A 26,209-nucleotide genomic window follows, 5' to 3' on the forward strand; every position below is an offset into this window, starting at 1 on the left:
ATCTGCGTCTACACTATGCGTGACTTAAATAATTACAACGCGTAAGTGTTCAAACCCTTTCTCACTTATAACGCGCTGTTAGGGCAAACTATGGCTTTTTTTGACGAACAGTCTAGCTTAACTGTAAAACTTGATAATCAACTTCACGAATCACTTGATACTATTGTTAAACGTGGGGCTGAATCGCTCAATATATTTCAGTGTGTCTTGCTACACCTCGACGCTGAAAATATCAATGTGCTGGCTAAAGCGTCTAATGCTTATGCGCCGAGTTTTACATCTATTCCGTCGTTAGACCATAGTCACGGTGCAGAGCATGGTTTTCCGCAATCTAGCGATGAATGTTCGCTTACCTTCAAGCAGTGGTTTTCTACTTACTTTCAAGCTGAAAAATTTATACGGGGGCGTTTTCACCAAATAGATGGGAAAATGGTGTGTTTAGTTTATGTCACTGCTTGCCCTAATGAGCCTTCAGTTGCAAATAATGTAGCGCTTATTGACGAATGGTTAGCAGTAACAATTCAAAAGCACTCACTTGAGAAAACGGGTGGTAAGCAGCAGACATTGTTTGAGAAACTGCAAAGTGTTGCGAATATCGGCACATGGGAAGTTGATCTTCTCAACAATACGCTTCTTTGGTCATCCCAGACTAAACGCATCCACGAAGTTGCCGACGATTATGTGCCTAATCTTGAAACTGCGATCAATTTTTATAAAGCAGGGCGAGATCGTGAGGAAATCAAGAGTATAGTGGAACACGCCTTAAAAACTGGCGCGCCTTGGACAGCAACGCTTCAAATTGTTACCGCAAAAGGCACAGAAGTGTGGATTGAAACCCACGGAATGGTTGAGATGCACAATGGACAGTGTGTACGCTTGTTTGGAACGTTTCAAAATGTGGATCGCGCCGTGCGTACACGGCTCGAAATTGAAGAAAAGCGGAAAGAAGCCGAACGGGCATCAAAAGAAAGTTCCATGTTGCTATCGCGTATAAGCCATGAATTAAAGACACCGCTAAACGGCATTACTGGCATGTTGCAAGCGATTAAATTTGAAACGAAGGACAATGTAAGAGTACGCAAAGCGGATATTGCTTTACACAGTGCGGATAGGCTGCGATCGCTTATCAATGATGTATTGGATTATTCTGCGATAGTGAACGGTGAACTTACGCTTCAATTAAATGATTTTTGTATCCGTTCGTTAATTGAAGACATTGTCGACGAATTTAAAACCAAATGCGCGGCAAAAGGGCTAAGGCTGTTCGCAGTGCTTTCTTTTAATGAGAACACGAATGTACATGGCGACAGTGCCCGCGTTAGCCAGATATTGCACAACCTTTTATCCAATGCGGTAAAATTTACTGACTCGGGCTATGTCTCCATTCAAGTCACCTTAAAGCATCACGGTAATATTCCAGTATTACTCGCATCATTAGAAGACACCGGCGTGGGGATGAATGAACAAATTCTTTCGCGCATTTTCAGGCCATTTCAGAACGACACTCAACACGCTAATGAAGAGCTAAATGGCAATGGTTTAGGTCTTTCTATTGTTAGTCAACTAGTTGCAAAAATGAATGGCGAGTTAGAAGTGCGCTCAAAAGTAGGCCAAGGGAGCAGTTTCGATATTGTACTTCCTATTGAAATGGCATCTGAAGAAAAAATAGCGCGCGAAGACGTTGAGATTTCTTCTGAATTATTGAGCCAGCCTTTAAATGTATTAGTGGTTGATGACAATGACATTAACCGCTTTGTTCTTGCCTCTATGCTTGAAAAGTTTAACTTCACACCAGATGAAGCAGAGAACGGCGAAGTTGCGGTCAACAAAGCGAGGGCAAAAAAGTACGATATTATTTTTATGGATTGTGCGATGCCTGTGCTTGACGGAACGAGTGCGACTCGCATCATTGTGGCTGAAAAACTGTTAGCGCCAAATGGCATTGTTGTAGCGGTAACGGCGAATACCACTCCTGAAGATAAAGCCTCGTGCAGCGAGGCGGGTATGGCGGACTTTTTGTCAAAGCCTGTTGTTCACAATGATGTGGCTGTGCAACTAAAAAAAGTGCTATCCGCGAAACGCGCAAAGGTATAACCTTTAGCGCGTTACCTCGCAATTTAGTATTACCACCAAACTGTGCATTAATGCGCTGAAGGCGGTTTATTCTTTACTACTTCCCAATGCTCAATAAGGTAAGAAACTACTTGTGATCCTACTTTATAAGCTGCTTCAATAGATGCATTCATTGCAGCGTAGCCTTGTGAACGCTCTAGTCGTAGGTTGTCTGCGGCATTGAGTGAGTGCGGTTGCATAGTGAAGTTGCTTGCAGTCCTTAAAATCAAAACCCTATCTTTATTTACACGGCCTGCGTTCGCAAGATAAGTCAAACTCTGTAGGGTTGCCGAGTCTTCCATTCCAGAGGTGACAAAATTGCCTTGGCTATTGGTCCAGTGATCAACCCATTCATTAGCCCATTGATTTAACAACTTTCCATGCCAAAATGTTGAGGCTGATAGGTGCGCGCCTTTCACTACAGACGGTTTGGCACGTGCGTTAGGAAAGTGTTTGTACTTTGCTCTTAAGTTATCCATTGCCGGGGTATTGAAAAGCTCAGTATCCTTTGTGTGCTCATAAGCCCACTGCGTGAGCGAATGATTTAACACATAAACCTCGCCATTCGGGCTTTGAGATATATCTGTCAATGGTGGGGGATTATTGGGGCTATCGGTAAATAGTGGAAAGTAACCCGTATTCCAATCTTCGGGAATTTCTCTTGCATCAATGTGATGGGCAAGATCGCCATCGACTACATAATCAGTCCAAACTGCACTGCCTATGGTGCTATCATTGGGGTCAATTCCTGCAATACCTGCAACAAGCCAATAAGCATCAGTTAAGTCAAAACGTTCATCTAACCCGAACGCCATTATCGCTGCAGACGCACGAGCAATGCCCATTCCTGTTACTATGCCCACTACACCAGTTTCGGTATTGGCATAGATATCGTGAAAAGCGTGAGGCTGGGCGTAACGAGTGGTTAAGTGCTGTCTTGTTTTCCAAAGCTGAAATTCACCGGGAGTATCACCCTCGTCCTCGCCAATCTCAAACATACTGACAATCACAACTTTTACTTTAAGCGGAGTTTCGTCGGCGTAAGATGGCAATGACAGGCCTAGGCACATTAAAAGCGGCAATAAGGCGCTTTGGTACAACCGTTGTATTTGCATAATCTGTCCTTATAAAAAAAGGGTAAACCCGTATTCGAATTTACCCTTTCTTAATTTTACATACTAACTATTAGAACTTGTATGTGAACTTAGCATTCCAGTGACGTGGTAATTCAGGTAACACGATTTGGCTACCGAATAGGTCAGGGAAGTTAGAGCGGAAATAGCGCTCGTCTGTTAGGTTTTTAACGGTAAGGTTAAACGACCAGTCTTCTGCTTCGTATGACATTCCCGCGTTTACCAGCGTATAAGAAGGCAAGGTTACTGATGCAGAGAAACCTGATGCCACTTCATCAACATCAACAACACTAACGTTAGCCGCATAGCCGTTCTGGAAGTCGTATGTTGCAGTTAGCGTATAGATGTTTTCAGGAATACCTGCTTTACGACCGTCTGTGTTGTTGAAGCCTTCACCAATAAGATTTAAACCAATTACGTTACCACCAAATACGAGTGATGGGTCGGTAAGGTTAACAAGATCTTCAGCACCTAAGAAACCAAACTGATTGCCATTCTCAAGGGCAGTCAAGTTGATTACTTTAATGTTAGTGTAGCCAGCCGATACAACTAGGTTTTCATTCACTACCCAACGTAGTTCAAACTCTGTGCCTTTGTTGTTGGTCGTGTTGTTAGTCACTACGTTTTGCGTGTTGAAGTCAGTACGTTCTTGCTCAAATGCAGAAAGTGCAAAGTAAAGAGTATCGTCTAGTAATGACCCTTTAACACCGTATTCAATAAGCTCAGAGGTATCAAACGCACCACTTGAACCTGGTTGATTTAGCTGACCAACACCAATTTCAGCACCTTGACCCGCAACCAAAGTGGCTTGTTCAGCAGCGGTGATATAAGGAATAAGTCCAAACTCAAACTCATACGAGATACTGGCATTCCACGACCAACCGTCTACGGTTTCATCAGCAGAAATTGGGGTTTCATCGCCAGTCGCGCCTAGCAGTAGATCAGTGCGAGAAGTACTTTCAATATCGATAGTATCGTAGCGCACGCCCAATACTAAGTTTAAACCCCAATCCCACGTTAAGTCGGTCATGGCAGCAATACCTAAATCTAGGTAATTACCTACATCATAGTTATCGTAGTTTTTGCCTGAACGAGTAGACAGCAAGCGGCGGTCGAGTGCTGATGAAGGCATGGTCAAGTCACGACGGTTGAAATATTCAAATGTGAAATCGTCACCATGTTCAAAGTCAGTGTAGCGAATTGAAGGAGAAAACTGGAATTGTGCAAGTAAACTATCTTGTTCAATTTCAGTTGCAAAGATAACTTTATCTTCAATTACCCAGCTGTCGTGAAATTGAGAGAATCCATACGCGTTTTCATTGATGTTCTCATAGGCATCATAGAAAAACTGATTGCGAATTTCCCAGTTGTCTGAGTAATAAATAGTATCAAAGTAAAGCGTAATCGCTTCGTTACCTAACTGATCGTCAGGCGCAACAAGTACTTGGTTGGCATTAAGGGTTGTAGTGCCTACATTCTGCAACTGCATCAATTCGGTTGCTTCGTCATCAGTAAATGCGCTTGCAGGTACATAGAAGAAACTATTACCTGCAATATTAACGGCACCGTATTCTTCATGACTGATTTGACCGTCACCATCTGTATCAAGTGGAAGTGCAGTACCTGTGATGTAAGTACCGTTGTCAACTAAGTCTTGAGTAAGTCGGTTCCAACCCGCAACTTGGTTACCATCGTAATCGTGGTACATACCACCAAACTCAAAGCGCAGGCTGTCTGTAACATCGATATTAAACGACGCTTGCAAGATAGTTTGATCGGTTTGGGTATTGTCGTAGAAGCTATCAGAATTTTCTAACTCGCCATATAAGTAGTAACCCATTTCTTTTCCGCCAATGGTAGATGGACCACCAACTTCAGCAGTAAGAATACTCTTATCCCAAGAGCCTGTTGTATAGGAAAGTGCACCTGTAGGTGCTTCTAAATACTGTCCTGATGAGGCACGAGCTGATTTAGGGTTAAAGTTTAGATAGCCACCAATTTTCGATGGACCGTAAATTGGAGATGCTGGGCCGCGAACAATATCAATTCGGCTTGAAGCGCCAATAGGGGTTGGGTAGTTACCTGGGTTATCAAGGCGTTTTACACCGCGGAAGTATGTTTCACCAGGCGTACCGCGTACATCCAGTGAGCCTGCAACACCGAAGAAAGACTGCGTAAAGGTACCTGGGGCAAACGCAACAAGTTCATCAATGTCTGATACGTTAAAACGCTCCATCTGCTCTTGTGAGATGGTTGATGCTGAACGTGGAGTTTCAAGAATGGACTTGCCAAAACCGAACACGGACTCAACGTCTTGACCAGGCAAGCTGCCCAGTGAACCCGTAACTTCAATTTTTTCAACATCAGCGTCTTTAACGTCGGTCTCTTCTTGAGCGATAGCGTGAGTTGATAATGCCACTGCTGTGCTAATGGCGAGTGCTTTCGCTAGAGGAGATAGTTTGAATGTAGTGTTTTTCATGGTTTCCTCGGTGTTTTTAGTTGCCCTTTTTTAGGGCTTTATGTACGCAAATTTTGCCTTGCGCCTTGCTTATAGCAGGATAGATGCCAACGTCTTGTCCAGTTGGTCAACTTTTAACCTGCTCTTAAGTTGCTGAATTATAGGCATTAAAAAATATTTTGCTGTTCGATTTTTGTTATTTTTGTGTTAATGCTTAAGTTTGTTTCAAACGCTGCACTATTTAAGTGATTTTTAAGGGCTTTTTGCACCAATAACGTTTGATGAAGTTAAAGGCGTTTTACTTCTTTGCTTTGTTTTGGTCTCAAATTCGGTTTCCGACAATTGTTTGGGCAGCGTTAAGTCAAGAAAAACAGCAGTGATACCTGCTGATGTTACCGGCGACAGAAGAATGTTCTCTAACCAACTTGGTAATTGTGAAAGTGCTTCAGGCACCATCATTACGCCAATTGCCATGCCTAGCGAGCAAGCAGTAACAAGGCTGCTTCGTCTGTCTAGCGCATAATGAGCTAACAGTTTTAAACCGCCCACAGCAACCATGGCAAACATCACAAGGGTAGCGCCGCCAAGCACAGGCTTTGGAATGGTTTGCAGCATACCGCCAACGCTAGGAAATAGGCCTATAAAGAAGAATAATGCCGCAACAACCAGTCCCACTTTTCGACTTGCTATACCTGTTAATTGGATCACGCCGTTGTTTTGGCCAAAAGTGGTGTTGGGAAATGTGTTTAACGCTCCTGCAATAAACGAATTTACTCCATCACCTAAAATACCGCCTTGTACGCGCCTAAAATACACAGGCCCAGATACAGGCTCCTTGCAAAAAAGACTATTTGCTGTGAGATCGCCAGCGGTTTCTATCGCACTGAATAGATAGATAAGTGCAATCGGTAAGAACAAACTGATATCAAAGTCGAGCCCAAACCTAAAAGGGGTGGGAAGCGCAAATACGGGTAAATCCGACAGGTGGCTGAAGTCTAAGCCTGAGGTCAAAAAGACATAAAGCGTACCGCAGGCCATGCCGATAAAAATTGCACTTAACCGAAGCCAGTGATTAGTACTGGCGTTGAGAAATACAATCACCAACAAAACACTAAGTCCAACAAGTAAATTATCGGTATTAGCAAAGTCTTTGGCATGAAAGCCGCCGGCAAGATCAGTCATCCCCACGTTGATAAGTGAAAGGCCTATTGCAGTAATTACAATTCCTGTTGTCAATGGCGTAATGATGCGCTTTAGTCTGTTGATGAATAGGCTAAAAACTACTTCAATCATGGCACCAGCCATAGTCAACCCGAAAAGCAGCGCTAAAATATCCTCTGCCGACCCTCCTTCTGCCTTCACTTTGCTACCTGCTAAAATGAGAGCACTGATGAACGCAAAGCTCGTTCCTTGAATAGCTACCAGCCCGCTGCCAACAGGGCCAATACGTTTTGTTTGAATCGCGGTACCAACACCACTTGCAAACAATGCCATGCTAATTAGAAATGGTGTGTATTGTTCAAGTTCAAGTGTAGATGCGATAACCAAAGTGGGCGTAATAATGCCAACAAAGCTTGCGAGAAGGTGCTGAATTGCAGCTGTCATAGTCGGCAATGCAGAAGGGCTGTCGTTGAGTCCGTAGAGTAAGTCACTACTTTGCATAACGGTGTTTACCAGTATTTTAATGCGGCGGGCGCAAGTAGAATGATAGTGACGTTAATGCAAAAAGCTGACCGGGTGGTCATGCTGATTTTTTGATTTTATCTATCTGAAAAATATGGCGAAAATTTTTTTTGAATTCGGTTGGTTATAGGGTTTGAAATGACTTGCACCTTCAGTGGGCGTCGTGTCTTCCTTTAGTGCGTTGTCAGGACGTGATAAACCATTAAAAACGTTAACTAACAGGGGGGAAAACAAAATGAGCGCAATAGCCGTGATGCTATCGATGTGGTGCGCTCGTTTGGTCATGAAAAAGTAGCGACTATTCGCAATTATAGCTGTGTATCGCTATCGAGCGTTACGAAAATAGAGTGCCTAACTTCGTTGTACATGGCCTTGGAACAGTGACCTTCACCTTCAGTATCTTCAAGTAGCAGCACATCGCCTGCACCGAAAACATGTCGTTCACCGTTAGACACAGTAAACTCTGCGCGCCCTTTGATAATGAAAAGCAGCTGGCGTGCAGGGGCAGGGTGCCACTTAAAATCGTAATCAGCGGGAGTTTCTCTAAAAATGATTTTATCAGCGCCAAATTTCTCTGAAAGCATACCAATCGGGCCGCCATCTTTTAACGCTATTTCAACTTCGCCAAAGTGACTTTTTCCTTCGGCATCGTTGTAAATCCTTGTTATTTTCATCCGGTTATCTAATCCTCTAATTGTGTTTTAAACCGCTGATGGTTTTGTGTAATACGCTAAGGCTTGCTGCAACATCTTCCAAGGTAATCGACTCTAAAGGGTGATGGCTAATGCCGCCTTTACAGCGTGTGAATAACATGGCTACAGGACAAATTTCTGCCATCGCCATCGCGTCATGTCCTGCGCCTGAAGCGAGTACACGAGGTGAAATACCGCTGGCTTGAACACCGTCAACTAGCGCTTGTTTGAGATTTTGATCGCAGTGTACCGCGGGAGCGCTATGTGTTTGCTCGACAGCTAACCCTACCTTTCTCTTATGCGCAATATGATCAAAACTCTGCAAGATTTCAGCCAGTACAGTGTCACGCAAGCTGTCATCTTCACTTCTAATATCGAGTGAAAAGGTTGTTCTGCCTGAAATAACGTTAACACCGTTGGGGCCGTTAACTATCTTGCCTACTGTCGCCACCACTCCTGGGCGATGTTGACTAATGTGCTCAACAGATAGAATCATTTCCGCAGCTGCACTTAGTGCATCAACACGCATCGACATAGGCACTGTACCTGCGTGGCCGGCCATGCCTTCAACACTTAGGTTGAAACGCTTTGCACCAGCAATAGCGCTCACAACGCCTACCGGCAGGTTCTCCTGCTCAAGTACCGGGCCTTGTTCTATGTGTAGCTCTAAGTAACCGAGAATATCGGTGCGCGAGATAGCGGCGCTTGCTATCGCGTCGAAGTTCAAACCGAAGTTTGTCATAGCTTGTTCAAGGCTTATACCATCAACATCTTTTAAGTGACGCCAGCTGTCTTGCCATTGGCCAGTGAGCGCTCGGCTGCCTAACAACGTAGTACCAAAACGGGTACCTTCTTCATCGCAAAACCCTACAATGTCAATATGGAAAGGGAATCGCGATTGGGTGCCATCAAACATGGCGACAAGTGAGATAGCAGCAACAACGCCCAACATACCGTCATACTTGCCGCCGTTTGGCACAGTATCAAGGTGACTTCCAATAATCAGGCGTGGTGCGTTGGGCACACTTGATGTATAGCGTCCCCAAATGTTGCCGACGGCATCTTGCCAGGTAGTCATGCCAGCTTCTATCATCCAACCAGACGCTAACTGGTTGGCAAGTTTGTGCTCATCCGTTAGGTATCGTCTATCGAGACATTGTGGGTCTTGACTCAGGTCTCCTAGCGTTTCACAGCGTGCCATAACCTGCGTTGCAAGTTCAGTGAACTCACCCATTCATGGCTCCTGCTGCATTAGCGTCTTCAAAAACTTTAAGCGCAGCATCAACGCCACTACCGGCAGGCAAGGCAAAGCCTTGCATTCTTAGTACTGTTTCTAACGACTGAAGCGTATGTAATACAGCATCTTCTCTTGCGTTATAACCCATAGTACCAATGCGCCAAATTTTGCCCTTAAGCGGGCCAAAACTAGTGCCTATTTCGATATTGAAACGAAGTAGAAGTGTTTCCCTGACTTGTTCGCCTTCAACGCCCTCTGGAATATAAACACCCACCACGTTGTACATTTTATGTTTAAGGTCGCCAAAAGGTTGCAAACCCATTGCTTGAACACCTGCTAACATGGCATCGCCAGCTACTTTGTGTCTTGCAATAACCTTATCTTGTCCCTCTTCTAGGTGGACCCGTGCACACTCTCTGGCACAAAACAACATGCTGGCCGCTTCTGTGTGGTGGTTTAAACGCTCTTCACCCCAGTAATCCATGATCATGGGTAAATCGAAATAGTTAGAACGTATTTTGGGGCCACGAGCGGCCTCGTGATGGGCATCGCGAATACCTGCTTCTACGTGATGGCGGGTACGCACTTGGTTTACAAATTTTTCGCTTAGCGTAACAGGGGCAGAGCCTGATGGACCACCCAAACACTTTTGCAAGCCAACGGAAACCGCATCGAGTTTCCATGCATCGACCTCTAGGGGGTTACCGCCAATTGATGCCGTTGCATCACAATAGAAGAGCACGTCGTGCTTTTCACAAATACTACCAATATCCGCCAGTGGCTGAAGCATGGTGGTTGATGTATCGCCTTGTACAATGGCAAGCAATTTAGGCTGTACGTCTTTTATCGCCGCTTCAATTTGCTCAGGCGTAAAGACCTCTCCCCATGGCACTTCGATAGTATGCACTTCAGCGTCAGCGCGTTCCGCAATTTCTGCCAATAAATGACCGAAACGACCAAAAATAGGAACAAGTACTTTGTCACCAGGCTCAATAGCAGAGACCAACACGGCTTCAATACCGGCGCGAGATGTGCCATCGACCAAAAAGGTCTGCTGATTGTTGGTGTTAAATACATCGCGATAGAGCGCCATCGTTTCATTCATATACCCTGTCATAACCGGATCATATTGCCCGACTAGCTGCGTTGCCATGGCGGATAGCACCCGTGGATAGCAGTTAATGGGGCCCGGGCCCATAAGTAAACGAGGTGGTGGAGACAACGGTGAAAAATGTTGCATGAATGAACTCCTAGATAAGAACCTGCGCAAGCATGCGCACGCCTGTGATGATGAGGACAACAGCGAAGATCTTCTTTAGAAGTCCCGCGTCTAGTTTATTGGCAATACCTGCACCGACGGGCGCGAATAGGACCGTTAGCGGCACAATACACACAAACCCTAGTAGATTTACGTAGCCGAAGGTGGCAAATGGTGCATCGCTTGGCGTTGCACCAACGAATAACAGTGTTAAAGCAGCGGGTAGGGAAATAATGAGTCCGACCGCGGCCGCCGTGCCCACAGCTTTGTGAGCGGGATAGTTGCAAAAGGTGAGGGTAGGTACGGTTAATGTGCCGCCACCAATGCCAACCATAGAACTAAACAAGCCAATACAGCTGGCCATAACAGATTGGCCTACTCGCCCTGGAAGGCTGTTAAATAGCGCATCTTTTTTGCCGATTAGCATATTAAGTGCTGACAAGGTCGCGATAGTACCGAATAACAGTGTTAAAAAGGTTGGGTTAACCACTGTGACTAAATAACTACCTATTAGAACACCCGCAAGAATAAATACTGCCCAGGCTTTTAGCAGAGCAAAATCAACGTTACCTTTTGCGTGGTGGGCACGAATTGAACTTACCGACGTGGGCACGATTGTCGCCAACGACGTTGCAGTGGCAATGACCATGGCACTTTCTGGTGATACGCCCAGTGCTTGAAACAAGAAAAATAACACTGGCACGATAACAATACCGCCACCTACACCTAACATACCTGCTAGTAGTCCGGCAAAAACGCCCGTGCCAATTAACGATAAAATGACCGTTAGGTTATCTAGTAAAAACTGCATCTACGATTCTTCTCTTTTATTTATGTGTATGAGTAGTGAATGCTGACATTCCGCTTTCAAATAGGCTTATTTCTTACGGCCCGTATAAGCTTTACCGTCGCTACGAGGGTCGCTCGCACCACTTACTGCACCATCGGTTTCACGTATAATCGCACCCGCATGGCCCATGAGTTCATTGCAAGGGTCTACGGTAACCATGTCGTGTCCTCGCGCTACCAAGCTTTCGCCTACATATTCCACAAGGTCGCGCTCAGCCTTTAAGTTGTGGCTTTCATCACCCCACGTGCGACCCAGTAGCCACCTTCCAAGTGAGATAGCCTTATCAATAGGCTGGTTGTGATAAACGTGGCGTGCAAAAAGAGCGGCTTGAGTTTGCGGTTGACCTTCGCCTCCCATCGTGCCGTAACTCATGCGGCGTCCGTCGGCAAGTTCAACAAACGCTGGGTTTAGGGTATGAAAGGGCTTCATGCCTGGTGACAAATATTGATTGCTGTTAGGGTCAAGCGAAAATGACGTGCCCCTGTTGTTCCAAACAATACCGGTTTGGGGGCTGACCACGCCAGAGCCAAACTCCCAATAGAGCGATTGAATGTAGCTCACCATGCGCCCTTCACTGTCACAGCATCCCATCCAAATGGTATCGCCAGGCTTCGCAACATGCGGCCATGGCTGTGCAGTGTCAAGTTTGATGTGTTTAGTCATATCATCAAGCACGTCGTCACTTAGCAAACTTTGCAAATCGACTGGCGTGCGAGAAGGGTCGGTCACATAGGCGTTACGCGCAATAAAGGCTTGTTTAGTGCACTCAATAAGCAAATGCACCATATCGGCATCGCTAGTACCAAGGTGCGCAACGCGGTCATAGAGTGCAAGAATAATTAGCGACGCTACACCTTGAGTAGGCGCAGGCAGGTTATAGATTTTTCCTTTGCTCGTGTCTACCGAGAGAGGCGTTACTATTTTGGCCTCGTAATTGTGGAAATCTTCAAGGCGAATAGGAGAACCGGCAGCTTCTAAATCGTGTGATAGTTTTTGGGCTAGTTCACCGTGGTAAAAATCGTTTAACCCCACTTCGGCAAGATGGGCAAGTGTTTTTGATAACATAGTTAACTTAACGATCTTCCCTTTTTTCAGCGCCTGACCCTTTATCAGAAACTGCGAAAAGTGCTCATCACTTGCTAGATCATTAAAGGTTTTGTTACTGGCATCGGTAAGACTTTGCGTAACTTCAATGCCCCAATTAGCTTGGCTTATGGCCGTATCAAGTAATGTGCGAAGTGGCAGTGGCGCTTGCCATTCTTTACTGATTTCAAGTGCTGCTTGCCAGCCTGCAACTGCACCAGCCATTGTGAGTGCGGCTTTACCTCCACGACTCGGAATAGCCGTTTCACCCGCGTAAAAATCAGGTGTTGCTCCTTTTGCAGCAACCCCTGATGCATCAATACCTACTGGTGCTTTACCGGGTTCGCTAATAAGCCAAAAGCCATCGCCACCCAGGCCATTCATATGGGGATACTCTACCGCTATTGATGCTGCTGCCGCGACCATAGCTTCTATGGCAGTACCGCCTTTCTCTAAAATATCTAAACCAACTTGAGAGGCGGCAAAGTGGGGCGCAGTAAACGCGATATTGTGTTTTTCACTCATCAATCTTTCCTTCGGTTTATAGGTAGCTAAAGCGTTAGTTTTTCTTAATTGCGCTTGTTGTAACGCTATTTCTTGTGCTTTGCTGTCGTTGCTTGAATCGCTTTCGCTAGCGAAAGTAAAGCAAGATCACTACCTTTTTTGCCCACCAGCGATAGTCCGCATGGGGCATTGTGTAGGGTAAACAATGGCATATGTAATTGAGGCAAGCCTGCAAGTCCTGCTATTGCAGTAAGTGCTAGCAGTGCGTTTCTATCATTTGCCAATGTTTCGTCGTCGGCATCACAACGAGGTGCTATGCCGGGTGTTGTGGGTATCACCAATACGTCGATGTCTAAAAACAAACGTTCGAGATGGTCAATAACCACTTGCTGTTGCGTTTGTGCTAGGTGAACGTCTTGTTGTGTAATAGTTTTACACCAGTTCAAACGCAACATGATGTCATCAGCAATATCAGGCTGATGTGTCGTGATCCATTCTCCATGTTGCTGCCAAATTTCACAGCCCTGTAAGGTTCTAAACGTTGCTGCAGTTTGCAATTCAGCCAAGTCTAGCTCACGGTTTGATAGCGCTTTACAAGGACTGACTTTTTCTAGTTCTTCCAACCACGCCAAGCAACTTTTGCTGTGCGCTACGCTTGAAAATAGCGCCGTTGCGATGCCAAAGTGAGTATCATCAAGCGACTTACTTTGAAAGGTCTGCTTTTTGTGAACAATGACCTCGTTGCTAACTGCAATCAGTGTATCTAAGTCTCGGGTCATCCAGCCAATTGTGTCAAACGATGGTGCAAGAGGCACCATGTTGTCGCAAGGTACCAAGCCATGAGTTGTTCTTAATCCCCATAACCCTTGATAGCTGGCTGGTACCCTGATAGACCCACCCGTGTCGGTACCAAGCCCGATATCAGCAAGGTGTGCACTGACAGCTACTGCGGAACCTGATGAAGAGCCACCAGGAATATGTGCGGGTGCAGCTGGGTTAATTAAAACGTCATAATGTTTATTCTGACCATGAAGACTGAAGGCCAACTCATCAGTGATTGTTTTGCCTTTAAATTCTGCCCCAGCATCGAGCAATACCCTTACGGTGCTATTGGTTTCATCGGGCAATGCGTGTGTTGCAAGCCAATCTGGATTACCTGCTGCTGTGGGTAATCCTTTCATATGAAATAAATCCTTTACCGCTAACTTCAAGTTGTGCAAAGGTTTTTGCTGATGTTCACTCGATAAAGAAGAGACTGATTTTTCGGTAGCCTTCGATGGCGTTAAAACAAAAGGTGTGCTCACAGCGTTTGTAATTGTTGTTGTTCTTGTCTTTAATGAAACATCTGTTTCATTGTAATGTCAAGAGAAACGTTTGTTGCTTGGTGGCATTTCATCGATTGCCTAGCAGTATTCAATATATGAGCAACAGCCTTTTGGTTCTTTTCGTAAAATGCTGGGCAAAAGGTCTTTGCGTAAAGTGTTAAAAGCCGTTTGGGTGGGTTTTTAGAAAAGAGAGTTCCTCGAAGGTAGACTCTCGCCCCAGCACGATATTTCTATGTGGATATCGCCCGAAGGTTTCAATGACCTCTTGATGGCGTTTGGCAAACGTGAACTGTTGTTCAAGGCCTTCTTGAGAGAATAATTCTAGCGCGATGTCATGAATAGATAATGATTCGCTGTGCATGAAGGGCATATAAAGAAAAGCGCGTTGTTGAGGAGTTAACATTTTATCAGCTTCAACACTCACTGCTTCTTGAGCGAGCACGAGTGCGATGCCGTCTGCACTAAATGCATGGGCGCTTTCTCGAAATATATTGCGAGAAAACTGGTCTAGCACAATGATTTCAGCCAGTCTTCCGGTCGCTGTTGCTCGCCAAGGCCAAAGTTCGCCCCTAACTGCAGCACTTCGCAGTTTTGAAAACCGTGATGTAATTGTCTGGTCTACGTGGTCATCTTGAGCAAACCAGTGCTCAGATGACAACTCACTAAACCAAAATTCCAATACAGCATTCGCCTCTTCCATGACAAATTGCGTCTTATCCATGCCTACTCCATTGTTGTGTGAACATTTCACACGCTTCTTTACCGCTTACTCTTTTACTCTGAAAACAACAGAATAGTTTTATTGTTGTTTTTAATACCATCATTCTACATACAGTCTCACTAAATTATCGGCCAGCATTGCACAAACTTTAGACGATGGACGCTGGTTATCGCTTGGGACTTTCTAATTCGTCCATTTGAATATAGATATCGGTAATAGCTTCGACGCGATCTGCGGCAATGCTGCCTAACTCTTCATAAGTCAGGTTACACAGCGATGCCACTAAGCTCATAGGAGCCGCATAACTATCAAAGGGGGATTCGCTGCCAATATGCGCCACAAGAAGGTGATCAACATCTTGTCGGTATTGTTGTCCCGAAGGGTCAGTGATAAGTACCGTAGTACAGTGTTTTATGTTCTGTAACACATATTTAAATTGACGTGTGCGACGCCTGAAGCCAAACAACACAACCACGTCTTTTTCACTAAGGTCGATGATGTCTTCACTGAGTGTTTGTCCAGGCTGAGGCAATACGCGAACAGAACCGCGTATTTGTTTTAATTGTTGCCTGAAATGCAGTGCAATTGGGTAGGCATTTCGAAAGCCTATGAGGGTTACCTGCTGTGCTTGTGCGAGCAGTTGTGCTACTGCTTTAAGCGCGTCTAATGTTACACCTTCAAAAGTCAACGATAGGTTTTTAACTTCACTTTCATGCTGTTGCACGTTGCTCAGTGAATTGACAACGGGCACACCTTGTTCTCTGAGTTGAGCGAGTGCGTCTTTTGCCTGTTGATGGGAGTCGAAACCAAGTTGACGAAAAAAGCGGCTGACCGTTGCTTTAGACGTTCCTGTCTTTTCGGCAATTAGCGATGTAGATTGGCTTAATACAGCTATTGGGTTTTGTTGCAGATAATGCGCTATTGCTTTTCCTGATGGAGAGAGAGCCATATAGTGCTTCTCAATTTGTTCTAAAACGTCATTAGGGCTATTGTTGGCCATGTGTACCGCCTTGTACCCATTCACTAAATGCATCGCGAATTGGATTTATTCATATAGCGCAATTATTTCATGACTTTTGTGAAATATACAAACACAACCGAATCGCGACCACAATACACGCTGAGTTATGCCCGCAAACAAGTGCAAAATAAACCAAATGTTGAGCGATAAATCACTTTTAATTCATTTGAAAATCAACACTTTTTAATCAGTGGTATCTCAGTTTCGGCTAAAGTAGTAGGCATGACGCCTCTCGCTTTTTTCAAATTGGCACTACACTTTCATAAAAGTGTCATCACTAAGTAAAAAAGAGGTGGGTCGTGGTTAAGTTGTGGTCGGAATTGATCATGCTTTTTGTTGTACTTCCTTTTGCGGTTTTGTATTGGATAAAACACTTCGCAGACTACTTAATGCCTATCCTCGGGCTTATTGGTTTGTTTTGTTTAGCAGTGCTTCTAGCAGATAAACAGTTTAAACGTATCAAGCTATGGCATTGGGAAGACTATAGAACGCATTTCGCAAGTACATTAAAGCTTTTTATTCCTTGGGCGTGTTTACTTGCCTTGGTGGTATATTTTCTCAAGCCTGAGTTGTTTTTGCATTGGCCGATGAATGAACCTTGGATGTGGGTAGCCACATTGCTTGTTTATCCCATTGTGTCTGTCATTCCTCAGGAAATAATCTTTAGAACGTATTTTTTTCATCGCTATAAAAAAATATTGCCCTCGAAATATGCGCGGTGGGCATTGAGTACTTTTGTGTTTGGTCTCGCTCATTTGGTATATGGCAATTGGATTGCTGTGGTGATTTCTTGGTTCGGGGGGGCGATATTCGGATATCGATATATGCAAACAAATTCAACGCCAGTTGTGGTGATTGAACATGCTATTTGGGGAAGTTTCTTGTTTACTATCGGACTGGGATCTTATTTGGTTATTGCTCAGTAGTTACTAGAGCGTTCTCGTGTAATGATGTATTACACACAGACAAACTTCTTATTAAACACAGGCAGTGCAATTGTTAACAAGCACAATCACCAAGGAATGAGGTTATGCAAGAACAATTATTTCCCCGTTCGATGCTAGGCAATGCTGAAGAGATGGTCAACGCTATCACTTCGCTTCCGTTTGATATTGTTATTCAAGCAAACGAAATCGACGTAAATCAAAACAGTTTGTCAAACGCACAGTCGCTACTTGCTGAGTTATGGAGCAATTTCATTTATCGACTACCTGGATTGGCTGTGGGAGTTTTGGTGATGGTAATATTTATTACTCTAGCCACACCATTGTCGCGACTGTTAGTGAAACCGTTGACGCGAGCAACGACTTCTCCGTTACTCCGCTCTGTTATTCAGCGCAGTATCAGTACTGTGGTGGTCTTATTAGGCATTTATTTGTTTCTGTTTCTCGCTGGTTTAACGGGCTTTGCCATTGCGGTGGTCAGTGGCACAGGTGTCGTTGGCCTGATCTTGGGTTTCGCATTTAGAGACATTGCGGAAAACTTCATCTCTAGCTTGCTACTTACTGTTCAACGTCCCTTTCGTATTGGTGATATCGTTCAGATAAATGAATTTACTGGCATTATTCAAAAGGTCACTGCAAGGGCAACAACCTTGGTGGATTTCGACGGTAACCATATACAAATACCTAACGCCACAATATATAAAGGCGTTATCAAGAATCTAACGGCAAACCCCCTGATGCGTGGCAATTTTATTGTTGGGGTTGGATACGATGCTAATGTGCAGCAAGCACAGCAAATCGCACAGTCTGTCATTGCGTCGCAAAGTAACGTGCTAATTGACCCTGAGCCCCAAGTACTTATCGATAACTTAGGGTCGTCTACATACAACATAAAAGTATATTTTTGGGTGGATGTTGAGAAAACAAGCGTTCTTAAAATGGCGTCGTTATTGATGAGAAATATTGTGGCAGCGTATACCGACGCGGGAATTAGTATGCCTGACGACGCAAGAGAGCGAATATTCCCAGAAGGGCTTCAGGTAATAAATGGGCCAAAACAAGGCAACGCGCCCACTGTCGAGAAACAGACTGCATCTACCCAAAAGAATGTTGAAGTAAACGCTAGCGATGACGACGTTGCCACCGAAGCGCATGATATTCGAGAGCAAGCACGGCGCTCGAGAGATCCTGAAGCTGGCGAAAATATTCTTTAGCGAGAGGCTGGTGCCACTGGTGAAAGATTACAGCGCTTCAGAAACCCTTGCCACAACACAACATGTGCTTGCATCGCTTTTTCGTATGCCGAAAAGTTGTTGTTACCTTGTGTGGCAATGTAATGTTTAAAAGCAGGGTGTAAGATTTCGTCCTCTTCCCACGACTGCCACAATGGCAACAATTTATAGTGGTATTGATTAATCATACTCCCAACGGGCTGAATTTCTTCTATAAAAAAAAGGTAGAAGACATTTCGCAGTATTTTTGCTTTGTCGCTTGCTCGGCCATTTGGGCACGAAATTGTCTCAAGCGCTGGCGTTAACGCTCGAGTTAAAATATTTAGGTTGTGACTCAGTGCTTGTTGTGTGCGCCACAATGACGCAGGCAGCCTTGCAGAGCGAACAATTTGAAGCTGGGTTTCAATTTCTGCACTGTCTATAGGCGCTATTTCGTCTTCGAATATGCGATTTTTCAAGCTATCAAGAAAGAAAAGGCTATTAACGCTAGCAAAAGCGTCTTTATTGTTATCAATACCTAGTAGTCGCTCTGGCGTGTTCAGTGCAAGTCGCATCTCTTGACTCGTTTGTATGAGATTCGCCCAATGCTTTGCAAAGTCACTACGTTTTCGTTCTTGCCATTGGTTTAAGCTGTCAGCCAGTGCTGTATTTTTTGATCTAATGGCTGTCTCGCAATTATTAAGTGCAGACAATAATTCACTTTCATAGACAATTCGCTGCGAAGGTAACTGGCTTTTCCCTAAACTCGTGTTTCGCTCAGCCACAACCCGGCCAACTTCGCAGTCTTGAAGCGCAAAAAATTCCCTCAAGTTAATGTTAAGGCCTTCGATGTTGTAGTTAAGGGTTGATGAGTCGGTTAATCGAGAAAGTGGTGGCGTTTCTAATTCGGGCAAAGGTACATCGAGCACATAAGACAAACGATCGCTATAGTCTTCTAGGCTGTCTTGAACCGAGCGAGCGCTAAAGCAGCCGGTTACGAATACACTAATACAGAACAGCAAAAGCGTAGCCCGTAGCATGCTAAAGAACTGATGTAGGGGCACACGTCGGGCGTAATCGGCTAGGGGGCGGCAATACATATCGTTATGTCACGCACAAGCACTGCTATAAAGGCTACGACCGCCGTCTACATACAAGATTTGACCCGTAATGTATGGCGCATTTACTAAAAACCAGAGCGTATCTGAAATATCTTGCTCACGACCAAGGGCACCGAGTGGAATGGTATCAATTAAGGCTTGTTTCTCTTCATCACTCAGTGCTCGATCTGGCCATAGTATGGCGCCCGGGCCTATCCCGTTAACGCGTACATGTGGTGCTAGTTCTGTTGCAAGTGAGCGAGTTAACGAGGCCAGCCCACTTTTAGCCAAGAGATACACACTGTGTTTTGGCAGCGGGCGGTCTATATGCATATCAATCATATTGATGATGGCGCCTTTTCGCTGAATTAGCGTTTGCGCCAATGCTTGAGACAAGAATAGTGGCCCTTTAAGATTACTTCCTACTAAAGAAGTCCAATCGTCCTCGTTTATTTCACCTACTGGAGTAGGGTAGAAACTTGATGCGTTATTAACAAGTACATCGATGTAACCCCATACATTCTGTGCTTTATCGGCTAACTGTTGTACTTCACTAACGCGACAAAGGTCAGCGCTAAGGCTCTCAGCTGAATCAGGTCGTATGGTATTTAAGCTTTCGACTAGTGCTTCGGCTTCTAATCGCGATTGACCATAGTGAATAATGACATTGAATCCCTGTGCGTGAAGTTTTGTCGCTATTGCCGCACCAATGCGCTTGGCTGCACCTGTAATAAGCGCAACGGGAGCAGTCGTTCCCATAATAATTCTCTTAATGTGCTAATTTTGATTTATATGTCTAGCACTACATCTGTCTTTGAATCTCGCTAATTGTTTGTTTAGCTTGAGCAATGTAATGCGCGCCGAATAATAACCCGTGATTTAAAATATGGTAAAGCTGGTAAATCGGTTTTCTTTGCTCATAATTTTTTTCGATAGATGAAGTGGTCTTATAACCATCGAAGAATGCACTAGGAAATCCTCCGAACAGTTCAGCCATCGCTAGGTCAGTCTCGCTATCACCTACATAAACGGCTGGATCAAAGAGTACAGGGCCTTTTTTGCTAAAGCCGGCGTTGCCTGCCCATAAGTCGCCGTGCAGCAATGCAGGATGTGGTTGATGTAAACTCAGCAAGTTACGCGTTAAGCTAACAATATTATCAATATCTCCATCATTTTTGTGCCATGCGCCAGTGGAAGCTAACCGCTCTAACATGCTTCCTATGCGCTTTTCTGCGTAAAAGTCGGCCCAAGACGCTATTCGTCCATTCGTTTGAACGTTCGCGCCAATATAGTTGTCATGCGGCCAACCATAACTGGTATATGCATTCACCTGATGTAAAGAAGCTAATTGTTGACCTAATAGAAAATAGTCATCTTGCGTTGGCTCGACAAAGCGTACGTGAGAGAGCACAAGATATTCCATGTTGGGCGAGCTGTCTTTAGTAATCCCATGGCAGATTACTTTCGGTGTGATCACTGTTTGGGTATCGGAAATAGCTTGTAAACCTTCTGCTTCATGAGAAAGTTGCTGGGTGTCGTCATAAATACGCGTTTTGACAAAATAGCGTCGCGTTGAGTCTTTAATAATATAACTGGCATGCGTGTCACCCCCGCTGACTGGGTCTGCACGCTGACAACTGAAAAATGTGTCTGTCTGTTCTGATATGTGTTCGCTAATAAAATGCCACATATTTATCGCTCCGTTTTTTGACTATGCCTTAACGAAACAGTGCAGCGGTTAAAATGAATAACTCGTCCTTACATTTGCACAATTGTTGATACACCTATTACTTCTTGTAATCACGTCTCTGTGATGCTCAACAGGCTCTGGTTAGAGTATGGAGTAAATTTAAGCAATTGCACAATTTGGGAGGGTAAAATTAATGCCTTAATTGGCTATTTAAAGTGACTAATTGTAGATAATGCGCGTTTGATTATTGAAGTTGCACATACACTCGTTATAATCGCCCATTCGCTGTTAGAGATAGTCAATTTTCTTTGCTTTTTCGCGCTCTAACATGTAACTCGATTATGGCGTGATTGTTCTCACGCTTATACTTATTTAAAGATGCAAGTGGCGCAGAGTAGGCGTCACCACTGTAAAGGAATTAAAATGCCTGTAATTACCCTTCCTGATGGAAGCCAGCGCGCTTTCGATAATCCAGTTTCTGTACTTGACGTTGCAAACGACATTGGCCCTGGTTTAGCCAAAGCAACCATCGCAGGAAAAATCAACGGTGAATTAGTTGATGCCGTAGATATGATTGAAGCTGACGCGCAACTTCAAATTATTACTGCAAAAGACGAAGAGGGTTTAGAAATTCTCCGCCACAGTTGTGCGCACTTGTTAGGGCACGCAATCAAACAGCTTTGGCCGAATACCAAAATGGCTATTGGCCCTGTTATCGACAACGGCTTCTACTATGATGTCGATATGGAAGAGAGTCTTACTCAGGAAGATTTAGCAAAGCTTGAAAAACGTATGCTTGAGCTGGCTAAAACGAATTACGAAGTAGTTAAAAATAAAGTTAGCTGGCAAGAAGCGCGTGATGCTTTTGAAGCGCGTGGCGAAAGCTACAAAATGGAAATCCTTGACGAAAACATCAGCAAGGACGACCGCCCTGCGTTGTATCATCACGAAGAATACACTGACATGTGTCGCGGTCCTCACGTACCTAACATGAAGTTCTGTCACCATTTCAAACTGATGAAAGTGGCGGGTGCATATTGGCGCGGTGATAGCGACAATAAAATGCTTCAACGTATTTACGGCACGGCGTGGGCAGATAAGAAACAATTAAAGTCTTATCTACAACGTTTAGAAGAAGCGGAAAAGCGTGATCACCGTAAAATCGGTAAAGCCCTTAATTTATGGCATTGGCAAGAAGAAGCGCCGGGCATGGTGTTTTGGCATAACGATGGTTGGTCAATTTATACCGAGCTAGAGAGTTTCGTACGCAAGAAGCTTCGCGACTATGGCTACGACGAAGTAAAAGGCCCATTAATGATGGACCGTACGTTGTGGGAAAAATCAGGTCACTGGGACAAATATGCCGAAAACATGTTCACGACAGAGTCTGAAAAGCGTGAATATGCGGTTAAGCCGATGAACTGCCCAGGCCACGTACAAATTTTTAACCAAGGATTGAAGTCGTACCGCGACCTTCCTCTGCGTATGGCTGAATTTGGCTGCTGTCACCGTAACGAACCATCGGGTGCACTACACGGCCTAATGCGAGTTCGTGGTTTTACTCAAGATGACGCGCACATTTTCTGTACAGAAGAACAGATCCTAGAAGAAGTAAGCGGCTGTATTAAGATGGTGTACGAAACGTATGCTGCTTTCGGCTTCGATAAAATAGCAGTTAAGCTTTCAACTCGACCTGAGAAACGCGTTGGTGCAGATGAAATCTGGGACAAGTCAGAAGCCGCTTTGGCTGACGCGCTAAAAGCCAACGATATCGAGTTTGAGTATCAGCCGGGTGAAGGTGCATTCTACGGTCCTAAAATTGAGTTCACGTTACACGATTGCCTAGATCGCGCTTGGCAGTGCGGTACAGTACAGTTGGACTTCTCAATGCCAGGTCGCTTAGGGTCAACCTATGTTGCCGAAGACGGTGAGCGTAAAGTGCCGGTAATGATTCACCGTGCAATCTTGGGTTCACTGGAGCGTTTCATCGGTATATTGACCGAAGAATTCGCAGGATTTTATCCACTTTGGTTAGCGCCTCAGCAAGTTGTGGTAATGAACATTACCGATAAACAAGCTGATTACGCCACAAATTGTGTAAAAAAACTGCAAGAATTAGGATTTAGAGCAAAGTCTGACTTGCGAAATGAGAAGATCGGCTTTAAAATCCGCGAGCACACTTTGAAGCGTATTCCATATATGCTTGTGGTGGGCGATAAAGAAATGGAAGCCGGCGAAGTAGCTGTACGTTCTCGCCGCGGCGACGACCTAGGCAAAATGCGCCTGGAAGACTTTATTGCCATGGCTCAACAAGAAGTTAGTGAAAAGACGATTAAGTAGTTGAGCAAATTGTGTATAATGCACAACAAGGTGTCTGCTTTTGGTTTTACTTTTAGGTTTTTAAACCTCCCAAAAGCAGACAAAAGAATTAAATGTTTGGAGGAATAGCACATTAAAGGCGCTAACAACAAGGCTCAGGGCGACAAAGCCCGCATTAACGATGAGATTAAAGCCAGAGAAGTAAGATTAATTGGCAAAGACGGTGAACAGGTTGGTGTAGTTTCGCTTGCGGAAGCTACTCGTAACGCAGAAGAAGCGGGCCTAGATCTAGTAGAAATCAGTCCGAATGCCGAGCCGCCAGTCTGTAAAGTTATGGACTATGGCAAATTCCTCTTCGAAAAAAGTAAAGCTCAAAAAGAGCAGAAGAAAAAACAGAAGCAAATTCAGGTCAAGGAGATTAAATTTCGCCCTGGCACTGATGAAGGCGATTACCAGGTCAAACTGCGCAACCTGCGTCGCTTTCTTGAAGGTGGTGATAAAGCCAAAGTTACGATCCGCTTCCGCGGTCGTGAAATGGCGCACCAAGACATCGGTATCGATCTACTAAATCGCGTTAAAACCGATTTAGAAGATATCGCTACCTGCGAGTCTTTCCCACGTCGTGTGGAAGGCCGTCAGATGATCATGGTGCTAGCCCCAAATAAGAAGTAGTAACGGTCTAAAGTTTTAAGGAATCTGCACCCTTAAACACCTTGCTGCTAAACATTAACCGGTATGAAGTGACTGCAACACGAAAAATACCGATATTAAACAATGCGGAGTTTTAGCAATGCCTAAAATGAAAACTGTAAGCGGTGCCGCCAAACGTTTTAAGAAAACGGGTTCTGGCCGCTTTAAAAGCAAACAGTCTCACTTACGTCACATTCTGACTAAGAAGAGCTCTAAGCGTAAACGTCACCTTCGTGGCAAGAAACTGGTTCATGACTCTGATACCAAATTGGTTCAGCGCATGTTGCCTTACGTATAAGACTTAGGAGACTGATTAATGGCTAGAGTAAAACGCGGCACTATCGCACGTGCTCGTCACAAAAAAGTCCTCAAGCAGGCAAAAGGTTATTACGGCGCACGTTCACGTGTTTATCGCGTAGCGGTACAAGCTGTAACTAAAGCTGGTCAATATGCTTACCGTGACCGTCGTCAGCGCAAGCGTCAATTCCGTCAACTATGGATTGCACGTATCAATGCTGCTGCACGTCAAAATGGTATGTCATACAGCCGTTTCATCAACGGTCTGAAGAAAGCGTCTGTTGAAATCGATCGTAAGATCCTTGCCGACATCGCAGTACATGACAAAGCAGCTTTCAGCGCACTAGTCGAAGCGGCTAAAGGCGCATTAGCTTAATTATTAACTAATTAAGTTTAAGTTCTTTCGGGAAAAGGCGAGCAGGATGCTCGCCTTTTTTCGTTTTAAGACTTAGTTCAATGCCATTTTAACGCCCATAGCGGTCAGTGAATCGAACGATATCATCTTCACTTAAGTACCCACCAGACTGAATTTCAATAATCTCCAATGGGATCTTTCCCGGGTTTTCAAGCGAATGTATGGTTCCAATAGGAATATATACAGACTCATTTTCAGTAAGGAGTCGTGTTTCGCTGTTGATGTTTACTTTGGCGCAACCCGAAACGACTACCCAGTGTTCAGCACGATGATGGTGCATTTGCACAGAAAGCATCTCACCAGGTTTGACCGTTAAGCGTTTAACTTGGAATCGAGCTCCTTTATCAATCGAGTCGTAACTGCCCCATGGGCGATATACTTCTCTGTGAAACTCGAATTCTGGCCGTTTATCACGCTCTAACTTATCTACTACACGCCTGATACTTTGTGTATCGTCTTTATGAGCAACTAAAACAGCATCTTTCGTTTCTACAATAATGACGTCATGTAAACCAACTGCTGTCACTAGGCGTTGTTCGGCATTGATATAGCAATTGCTGGTGTTCTCTAACAGTGTGTCGCCAATACGCACATTACCATCGTTATCTTTATCCGCATTTTCCCATAGAGAAGTCCAACTACCCACGTCGCTCCACTTTGCATTTAAAGGTACCATCACTGCACAGTCGGTTTTCTCCATGACCGCGTAATCTATCGAATCGCTGGGGCACGAAGCAAAAATATCCGTATCGACCCGTATGAAATCTAAATCTGGTTTTTCCGTCTCGATAGCGCGTTGACATACCGCTAGCATAGCAGGTGCATGTTTACCGAGTTCTTCTAAGTACCTGCTAGCTCTAAACATAAACATGCCGCTGTTCCAGAAATAGCCCCCTGATTCTATAAATTGCTGAGCAGTTTCAAGAGTAGGTTTTTCAATGAATGAAGCAACATTAAAACCGTTGTCTAGTTTATCGCCAGCTTTAATATATCCGTATCCCGTGTGAGGGTGTTGGGGAACGACGCCGAAGGTTACCAGCAAATCTTGCTTAGCGAGCACTTGCGCGTTTTCAATCGCTTGTTGAAATAGTTCTTCATCTTCGATTACGTGGTCCGCTGGTAATACAAAAAGAATAGGATCATCGCCTTCTTTTGTTGCATGGAGGGCGGCAAGTGCAATTGCTGGTGCTGTATTACGACCCACTGGCTCAAGCAGAATTCCGTCGTGTTCGATATGTTTTTGGCGCAATTGCTCAGCGACTATAAAGCGATGAGCGTCGTTACATACAACAATAGGGGATTGCAAGTTGCTATTACTTAAACGTGCGATTGTATCTTGAAGTAGTGAACTGTCTGATGTCAGCGATAGAAATTGTTTGGGGTACGCGGCGCGAGATTTAGGCCACAGGCGACTACCAGTGCCGCCTGCCAATACTACGGGTTTCATTTTTATCTATTTAGCTCTT

22 protein-coding genes are annotated in these 26,209 nt (G+C 44.6%); 7 read left to right on the forward strand and 15 right to left on the reverse strand.

Features of this window, described 5'->3' with window-relative positions:
* The first annotated feature begins 90 nt into the window (after positions 1-90).
* Positions 91-2,094, forward strand: a complete 2,004-nt coding sequence (locus tag OZ660_RS07975; RefSeq protein WP_274743127.1) for a PAS domain-containing hybrid sensor histidine kinase/response regulator — start codon at positions 91-93, stop codon at positions 2,092-2,094.
* 47 nt (positions 2,095-2,141) lie between these two features.
* Here the strand turns inward: OZ660_RS07975 and OZ660_RS07980 are convergent, their stop codons facing one another.
* The 11 genes from OZ660_RS07980 to OZ660_RS08030 all read right to left on the reverse strand — a co-directional run bounded on the left by OZ660_RS07980 (position 2,142) and on the right by OZ660_RS08030 (position 16,056).
* Complete coding sequence (locus tag OZ660_RS07980) at positions 2,142-3,227, reverse strand: purine nucleoside permease (RefSeq protein WP_274743128.1); 1,086 nt, start codon at positions 3,225-3,227, stop codon at positions 2,142-2,144.
* A gap of 70 nt (positions 3,228-3,297) precedes the next feature.
* Positions 3,298-5,724: a TonB-dependent siderophore receptor gene (locus OZ660_RS07985; RefSeq protein ID WP_159625178.1), complete on the reverse strand. Its 2,427-nt coding sequence runs from the start codon at positions 5,722-5,724 to the stop codon at positions 3,298-3,300.
* Positions 5,725-5,955: 231 nt separating this feature from the next.
* The gene (locus OZ660_RS07990) at positions 5,956-7,365 is read right to left on the reverse strand and encodes a uracil-xanthine permease family protein (protein WP_274743129.1); all 1,410 of its coding nucleotides are present in this window, start codon (positions 7,363-7,365) and stop codon (positions 5,956-5,958) included.
* Between the two features lie 329 nt (positions 7,366-7,694).
* Positions 7,695-8,060: an AraC family ligand binding domain-containing protein gene (locus tag OZ660_RS07995; protein WP_274743130.1), complete on the reverse strand. Its 366-nt coding sequence runs from the start codon at positions 8,058-8,060 to the stop codon at positions 7,695-7,697.
* 16 nt (positions 8,061-8,076) lie between these two features.
* Positions 8,077-9,312, reverse strand: coding sequence for an allantoate amidohydrolase (locus OZ660_RS08000; RefSeq protein WP_274743131.1), 1,236 nt, complete (start codon positions 9,310-9,312; stop codon positions 8,077-8,079).
* Positions 9,305-10,555 carry a pyridoxal-phosphate-dependent aminotransferase family protein gene (locus OZ660_RS08005; protein ID WP_274743132.1) on the reverse strand — a complete coding sequence of 417 codons (1,251 nt, stop codon included), beginning with the start codon at positions 10,553-10,555 and terminating at the stop codon, positions 9,305-9,307. Before OZ660_RS08005 ends, OZ660_RS08000 begins: the two co-directional genes overlap by 8 nt.
* A 10-nt stretch (positions 10,556-10,565) precedes the next feature.
* Positions 10,566-11,384: a sulfite exporter TauE/SafE family protein gene (locus OZ660_RS08010; protein ID WP_274743133.1), complete on the reverse strand. Its 819-nt coding sequence runs from the start codon at positions 11,382-11,384 to the stop codon at positions 10,566-10,568.
* Between the two features lie 66 nt (positions 11,385-11,450).
* The gene (locus OZ660_RS08015) at positions 11,451-13,031 is read right to left on the reverse strand and encodes a gamma-glutamyltransferase family protein (RefSeq protein ID WP_274743134.1); all 1,581 of its coding nucleotides are present in this window, start codon (positions 13,029-13,031) and stop codon (positions 11,451-11,453) included.
* Between the two features lie 65 nt (positions 13,032-13,096).
* Positions 13,097-14,314, reverse strand: coding sequence for an amidase (locus OZ660_RS08020; protein WP_274743135.1), 1,218 nt, complete (start codon positions 14,312-14,314; stop codon positions 13,097-13,099).
* A gap of 178 nt (positions 14,315-14,492) precedes the next feature.
* Complete coding sequence (locus tag OZ660_RS08025) at positions 14,493-15,056, reverse strand: DUF924 family protein (protein WP_202265090.1); 564 nt, start codon at positions 15,054-15,056, stop codon at positions 14,493-14,495.
* Positions 15,057-15,222: 166 nt separating this feature from the next.
* Positions 15,223-16,056 carry a MurR/RpiR family transcriptional regulator gene (locus OZ660_RS08030; protein ID WP_226433106.1) on the reverse strand — a complete coding sequence of 278 codons (834 nt, stop codon included), beginning with the start codon at positions 16,054-16,056 and terminating at the stop codon, positions 15,223-15,225.
* Positions 16,057-16,376: 320 nt separating this feature from the next.
* Here OZ660_RS08030 and OZ660_RS08035 point away from each other — a divergent pair, with 320 nt between their 5' ends.
* Complete coding sequence (locus tag OZ660_RS08035) at positions 16,377-17,003, forward strand: CPBP family intramembrane glutamic endopeptidase (RefSeq protein WP_202265094.1); 627 nt, start codon at positions 16,377-16,379, stop codon at positions 17,001-17,003.
* 104 nt (positions 17,004-17,107) lie between these two features.
* Positions 17,108-18,235, forward strand: a complete 1,128-nt coding sequence (locus tag OZ660_RS08040) for a mechanosensitive ion channel family protein (protein WP_274743136.1) — start codon at positions 17,108-17,110, stop codon at positions 18,233-18,235.
* Here the strand turns inward: OZ660_RS08040 and OZ660_RS08045 are convergent.
* The 3 genes from OZ660_RS08045 to OZ660_RS08055 all read right to left on the reverse strand — a co-directional run bounded on the left by OZ660_RS08045 (position 18,232) and on the right by OZ660_RS08055 (position 21,022).
* Complete coding sequence (locus tag OZ660_RS08045; RefSeq protein ID WP_202265096.1) at positions 18,232-19,272, reverse strand: DUF3080 family protein; 1,041 nt, start codon at positions 19,270-19,272, stop codon at positions 18,232-18,234. The genes OZ660_RS08040 and OZ660_RS08045 overlap by 4 nt on opposite strands.
* A gap of 69 nt (positions 19,273-19,341) precedes the next feature.
* Positions 19,342-20,091 carry a pteridine reductase gene (locus tag OZ660_RS08050; RefSeq protein WP_274743137.1) on the reverse strand — a complete coding sequence of 250 codons (750 nt, stop codon included), beginning with the start codon at positions 20,089-20,091 and terminating at the stop codon, positions 19,342-19,344.
* Between the two features lie 43 nt (positions 20,092-20,134).
* Positions 20,135-21,022: a fructosamine kinase family protein gene (locus OZ660_RS08055; protein WP_274743138.1), complete on the reverse strand. Its 888-nt coding sequence runs from the start codon at positions 21,020-21,022 to the stop codon at positions 20,135-20,137.
* A gap of 423 nt (positions 21,023-21,445) precedes the next feature.
* Here OZ660_RS08055 and thrS point away from each other — a divergent pair, with 423 nt between their 5' ends.
* The 4 genes from thrS to rplT all read left to right on the forward strand — a co-directional run bounded on the left by thrS (position 21,446) and on the right by rplT (position 24,704).
* Entirely contained in the window at positions 21,446-23,362 is a 1,917-nt protein-coding gene (gene thrS, locus OZ660_RS08060; RefSeq protein ID WP_274743139.1) for a threonine--tRNA ligase, read from the forward strand.
* A gap of 111 nt (positions 23,363-23,473) precedes the next feature.
* Complete coding sequence (gene infC, locus OZ660_RS08065; RefSeq protein WP_071814473.1) at positions 23,474-24,013, forward strand: translation initiation factor IF-3; 540 nt, start codon at positions 23,474-23,476, stop codon at positions 24,011-24,013.
* 118 nt (positions 24,014-24,131) lie between these two features.
* Positions 24,132-24,329, forward strand: coding sequence for a 50S ribosomal protein L35 (gene rpmI, locus OZ660_RS08070; protein WP_012518091.1), 198 nt, complete (start codon positions 24,132-24,134; stop codon positions 24,327-24,329).
* Between the two features lie 18 nt (positions 24,330-24,347).
* On the forward strand, positions 24,348-24,704 hold the full coding sequence (rplT, locus tag OZ660_RS08075; protein ID WP_012518092.1) for a 50S ribosomal protein L20: 357 nt from the start codon (positions 24,348-24,350) through the stop codon (positions 24,702-24,704).
* 88 nt (positions 24,705-24,792) lie between these two features.
* On the opposite strand, the gene OZ660_RS08080 is transcribed toward rplT, so the two are convergent.
* Positions 24,793-26,190 carry a mannose-1-phosphate guanylyltransferase/mannose-6-phosphate isomerase gene (locus OZ660_RS08080; protein WP_274743140.1) on the reverse strand — a complete coding sequence of 466 codons (1,398 nt, stop codon included), beginning with the start codon at positions 26,188-26,190 and terminating at the stop codon, positions 24,793-24,795.
* Positions 26,191-26,209 lie beyond the last annotated feature (19 nt).

Source organism: Alteromonas sp. 009811495 (assembly GCF_028865455.1).
Lineage (GTDB): Bacteria > Pseudomonadota > Gammaproteobacteria > Enterobacterales > Alteromonadaceae > Alteromonas.

Excerpts from the sequence above, each read along its gene's own strand:
- OZ660_RS08055 (WP_274743138.1), bottom strand. The coding sequence starts at position 21,022 with ATGTGGCATTTTATTAGCGAACACATATCAGAACAGACAGACACATTT.
- rpmI (WP_012518091.1), top strand. The coding sequence starts at position 24,132 with ATGCCTAAAATGAAAACTGTAAGCGGTGCCGCCAAACGTTTTAAGAAA.
- OZ660_RS07990 (WP_274743129.1), bottom strand. The coding sequence starts at position 7,365 with ATGCAAAGTAGTGACTTACTCTACGGACTCAACGACAGCCCTTCTGCA.
- OZ660_RS08025 (WP_202265090.1), bottom strand. The coding sequence starts at position 15,056 with ATGGATAAGACGCAATTTGTCATGGAAGAGGCGAATGCTGTATTGGAA.
- OZ660_RS07975 (WP_274743127.1), top strand. The coding sequence starts at position 91 with ATGGCTTTTTTTGACGAACAGTCTAGCTTAACTGTAAAACTTGATAAT.
- OZ660_RS08030 (WP_226433106.1), bottom strand. The coding sequence starts at position 16,056 with ATGGCCAACAATAGCCCTAATGACGTTTTAGAACAAATTGAGAAGCAC.
- OZ660_RS08045 (WP_202265096.1), bottom strand. The coding sequence starts at position 19,272 with ATGCTACGGGCTACGCTTTTGCTGTTCTGTATTAGTGTATTCGTAACC.
- OZ660_RS08010 (WP_274743133.1), bottom strand. The coding sequence starts at position 11,384 with ATGCAGTTTTTACTAGATAACCTAACGGTCATTTTATCGTTAATTGGC.
- OZ660_RS07980 (WP_274743128.1), bottom strand. The coding sequence starts at position 3,227 with ATGCAAATACAACGGTTGTACCAAAGCGCCTTATTGCCGCTTTTAATG.
- OZ660_RS07985 (WP_159625178.1), bottom strand. The coding sequence starts at position 5,724 with ATGAAAAACACTACATTCAAACTATCTCCTCTAGCGAAAGCACTCGCC.
- OZ660_RS08005 (WP_274743132.1), bottom strand. The coding sequence starts at position 10,555 with ATGCAACATTTTTCACCGTTGTCTCCACCACCTCGTTTACTTATGGGC.
- rplT (WP_012518092.1), top strand. The coding sequence starts at position 24,348 with ATGGCTAGAGTAAAACGCGGCACTATCGCACGTGCTCGTCACAAAAAA.
- OZ660_RS08080 (WP_274743140.1), bottom strand. The coding sequence starts at position 26,190 with ATGAAACCCGTAGTATTGGCAGGCGGCACTGGTAGTCGCCTGTGGCCT.
- OZ660_RS08040 (WP_274743136.1), top strand. The coding sequence starts at position 17,108 with ATGCAAGAACAATTATTTCCCCGTTCGATGCTAGGCAATGCTGAAGAG.
- OZ660_RS08000 (WP_274743131.1), bottom strand. The coding sequence starts at position 9,312 with ATGGGTGAGTTCACTGAACTTGCAACGCAGGTTATGGCACGCTGTGAA.
- OZ660_RS08015 (WP_274743134.1), bottom strand. The coding sequence starts at position 13,031 with ATGAGTGAAAAACACAATATCGCGTTTACTGCGCCCCACTTTGCCGCC.
- OZ660_RS08050 (WP_274743137.1), bottom strand. The coding sequence starts at position 20,091 with ATGGGAACGACTGCTCCCGTTGCGCTTATTACAGGTGCAGCCAAGCGC.
- thrS (WP_274743139.1), top strand. The coding sequence starts at position 21,446 with ATGCCTGTAATTACCCTTCCTGATGGAAGCCAGCGCGCTTTCGATAAT.
- OZ660_RS07995 (WP_274743130.1), bottom strand. The coding sequence starts at position 8,060 with ATGAAAATAACAAGGATTTACAACGATGCCGAAGGAAAAAGTCACTTT.